This is a genomic window from Micromonospora sp. NPDC049799 (assembly GCF_040656655.1).
GTDB lineage: Bacteria > Actinomycetota > Actinomycetes > Mycobacteriales > Micromonosporaceae > Micromonospora.
The window spans coordinates 1-4,000 of the sequence record NZ_JBFAMU010000454.1; the positions used below are offsets into that span (position 1 = coordinate 1).

Genomic DNA, 4,000 nt, shown 5'->3' on the forward strand with positions numbered 1-4,000 from the left:
GGCGCCCTCGTCGAGCACGGCGAGCGCCTGGGCCGCCCGCATCAGCACCGGTCGGCCGCGCAGCACGCAGCTGAGCACCGCGTCCCCGTACGCCTCACCGACCACGACCCGGGCCCGCACGTCCGGCGACCGGTCACCGGCGCGCTGGTCCTCGACGAGCGCCCGGACCAGCAACGGGTTTCCCGCGCTGACCTGGTGCACCTCGGTGGCCAGCGCGGCGGCGGTGTCCGGATCCAGGTGACGGTGCAGCACCGTGGCCACCCCGGCCGGCGAGAGCCGCTGCAACGGGATCCGGCGGTAGCTGGGCAGCCGCAGCAGCTCGGCGCGCAGTCGCGCGTCGGTCGGCCGGGACAGCACGCACTCGGCGACGACGACGGCCACCCGGGCGTTGCGCAGCCGACCGAGGAGCTGGATCAGCCAGTGCTGGGAGACCGCGTCGGCGAACTGCACGTCGTCCACGCAGATGAGGACCGGCACCCGCTCGGAGACCTGGAGCAACTCGGTGCAGAGCTGGTGCAGGGTGGCGCTGGTGGCAGCGTCGAGGGTGCGCGGCTCGGCCTCCGGGATCGGTCCGGCGGCGCCGAGCCCGGCGAGCAACCCGGCGATCCGGTCGGCCGAGGCCCACGGCGCGTCGGCGTAGCGGAGCAGTTGCCCGAGGACGCCGCCGGACGACTCCCGTTCGGCCCAGCAGCCCACCGCGGCCAGCACCAGAAAACCGTCCTGCTCGGCCCGTCCCCGTACTGCGTCGAGCAGCTCGGACTTGCCGCAGCCGATGCCGCCGTTGACCAGGACGGCCCCGCCGGTGCCGCCGACGGACGCGGTCAACACCTCCGCCACGGCAGCCAGCTCAGACCCGCGTTCGACCAGGTGCATCTCTTCCTCCTCCTAAGCCGACGACCGGGCCGCCGGTACCGGGCCCGGCGCCTCCGCCGGCATGGCGATCTCCACCGGCCGGCGGTAGATCCAGGCGAGCATCGGTCCGGTCATCGCCGTGGTGACCAGCGCCATGACGACCATCAGCGAGTAGAGGGAGCCGTCGAGCAGGCCGATCCGCAGCCCGACGCCCAGGATGATCAGTTCGGTGAGTCCGCGGGTGTTCAGCAACGTGCCCAGCGCCAGCGACGCACGGGGTGGAAGGCCCTGCAGGCGCGCCGCGAGATAGGTGCCGCCGAGCTTGCCGGCGACGGCGACCAGGAGGATCATGCCGAAGTCGAGCAGACCGTCCAGGCCCACTCCGCCGAGGTCCACGTTGAGCCCGGCGACCACGAAGTAGACCGGGAGCAGGAGTGCGGTCAGCTGGCCGGTCTGCCGTTGGATCGCCTCGCTGCGTTCCTCCGCGCCGCCGGTCGGCATCACCAGGCCGAACAGGAACGCGCCGAAGATGAAATGCATACCCATCGCCTCGGTGGCCGCGGCCGAGAGCAGGGCACCGCTGAGCACCGCCACCAGCCGGGGGACGCTGACGGGGTTGTCCGAATCGCCGCCGGTCACCAGACGCCGCAACAGCGGGCGGACGACCAGGAACATCACGGCGACGTACGGCAGGAGCAGCAGAACGCGCCAGTGCCCGCCCTCGCCGCCGACGGAGGCCTGGACCGCGGCGAGGGCGACCCAGGCCACCACGTCGACCACGGCGGCGGTGGCCAGCGCGAAGGTGCCGACGGTGGTCCGGGCCAGTCCGCGGTCGGCGATGATGCGGGCGAGCACCGGGAACGCGGTCACCGACACCGACAGGCCGATGAAGATGATGAAGGCGATGGCGTCGCCGTTGCCGTTGCCCCGCAGCAGGTACCAGCCGAGCCCGAGGCCGAGGACGAATGGCAGCAGGGTGGCACCGACCGCCACCCCGGCGGTCTTGCGCCCCATGCCGCGCAGCACGCCGCGTTCCAGTTCGAGGCCGACCACGAACATGAACAGGGCCACCCCCACGTCCGCCATGCCCGAGAGAAGCGGCCGGACGGCGGTCGGGAACAGGTTCTCGGCGATCCAGCCGTTGAACAGGGTCGGCCCGAGCAGGATTCCGGCGAAGATCTCACCGACCACCGGCGGCTGCCCCAGCCGGACGGCGAGCACACCGAACCCGCGGGCGAGCAGCAGGATCAGCGCCAGGTCGACGAACAACATCTGGATCGTGTGGCTGGTCATCAGGCCCCTATTCACCTCCGGCGGTCCACGCGGCAGCCGCCGGAGCGGCTGCCGCGTGGGTGGGTCAGGCTCCGACGGCGGCGGTCGCCGCGTGCTCGGCGATGAGGTCGTCGACGTCGATGTTGAACAGCGGGTGACGGCCGCTGAGACCGGAGACCAGGGTGACGAAGTCCTCCCGCGGGTCGCGCTCGCGCTTCGGGTCGACGATCGTCTGGGCCTGCTCCCAGTAGAACTCCTTGTACCTCGTACGGTCGTAGAACTTGCCGACGAAGGTGCGGATCTCGTCGAAGAACGCCCGGTACGCGGTCGCGTACCGCTCCAGCGCGACTTCCTCGATCTCCGGGTGCTCCAGCACCTTGTCGACGATCTTCGACAGGGAGCTGCCGGCCAGGGTGGCCAGCGCCACCCCCGTGGAGAAGAGCGGGTCGACGAAGGCGGCCGCGTCGCCGACCAGCGCCCAACCCGGGCCGTAGAACCGGTCACAGGTGTACGACCAGTCCCGGGCGGAGCGGAAGCCGCTGGACTGGCGGGCGTCCTTCAGCAGCTCCTTGAGCTGGGTGGAGCGCCCGAGCTGGGCCCGGAACAGGTCCTCCAGGGACTCGTCCGAGGAAGCGGCCGCCGCCGAGGCGGTGACGTAGCCGACGCTCATCGTGCCCTTGTCGATCGGGATGCCCCAGAACCAGCCCCCCTCCAGCCCCTCGATGAGGATGTTGGTGTACTCGTCCCCCGGCAGCCGGTCGGCGTTGTCGAAATACGTCCAGACGGCGACGTTGCGCATGTCCTCGTGCCAGTTGACGTTGCTCAGCTTGCGCCCGAGGACGCGGGCCTGGCCGGATGCGTCGATCACCAGCGAGGCCCGCGCCTCCTGGACCTCGTCGGAGCCCCGGATCGAGTAGCGGACGCCCACGACACGGCCGTCCTCCTCGATGTGCTCCTTGACGGTGGCTTCCTCGATGACGTGCGTACCGAGCTCCCGCGACCGGTCCAGGATCATCGAGTCCAGGTCGGCCCGACGGACGTGGTACGAGTAGCTGTACGGGCCACCCTCGATGAAGGAGAAGCCCCACGGGATCTTCTGCGCGCCCCAGACCAGCGTGCCGCCGTGCTTCTTCTCGAAGCCACGCTGCTCCATCCGATCGAGGAGCTTCAGCTCCTCCATCGGGCGCATGAAGCCGGGGATGAGGGACTCCCCGATGTGGTAGCGCGGGAAGCGCTCGCGGTCCAGCACGAGGACGCGCCGGCCGCGCTCGCTCAGCAGCGCGGACAGCGTGGCGCCAGCGGGGCCGCCACCGATGACGACGACATCGAAGTCGTCTGGGATGCCGTAGAGATTGGACGACATTCGCAACTCTCCCTTGATCGGGCCACGAAAGGGGCGGGGCGACCCGGACGGACCGATGCCTGAGAACCGGCCCCGCGCGGTCCGACGGTGGTTCCCGGGTGCGCCTGGCCAGTCTGCGCAGGCCGTTCTGCAGACCCTCTGGACGTGGTCTTAAGGGCTTCCCTCGGCCTCTCCCGATCCCCCACGACGCACGCCGCCGGCCATTCGCGACCGCCCTCCCTCCTACCGGCATCCGGGCAGTTCAGCGGCCAGGACGGTGCTCCTCGGCCAGACAGTCCACAGTGGTTGGCGGGATCGGCGCCCGAGGTGATCGGCAGCGCCCACCGGGGGAAGCGCAACCTCTGCCCGATCCGGCCGGCGGCCCCGGACGCGGCCCGGCCCGTCCGCGTCTGTCGAGGCGCGGACGGGCCGGACGGAGGAGGAGGGAAAGCCCGCCCACGTTTCGGTGAGCCCGCCGGTTGTGGACAGCCGGCGTCGAGATGGCTCGTCTCCGTTGGCCATTCGGCGGGTTTC

General features: G+C 71.1%; 3 protein-coding genes. All 3 read right to left on the reverse strand.

Annotated features, from left to right (window positions below; all coding sequences use genetic code 11):
* On the reverse strand, positions 1 to 873 hold an 873-nt coding region (locus AB0I76_RS24285), incomplete at its 3' end, for an ATP-binding protein (RefSeq protein ID WP_357039659.1).
* Positions 874 to 885: 12 nt separating this feature from the next.
* Positions 886 to 2,145: a cation:proton antiporter gene (locus AB0I76_RS24290; RefSeq protein ID WP_357039662.1), complete on the reverse strand. Its 1,260-nt coding sequence runs from the start codon at positions 2,143 to 2,145 to the stop codon at positions 886 to 888.
* Between the two features lie 64 nt (positions 2,146 to 2,209).
* Complete coding sequence (locus tag AB0I76_RS24295; protein WP_357039666.1) at positions 2,210 to 3,487, reverse strand: NAD(P)/FAD-dependent oxidoreductase; 1,278 nt, start codon at positions 3,485 to 3,487, stop codon at positions 2,210 to 2,212.
* Positions 3,488 to 4,000 lie beyond the last annotated feature (513 nt).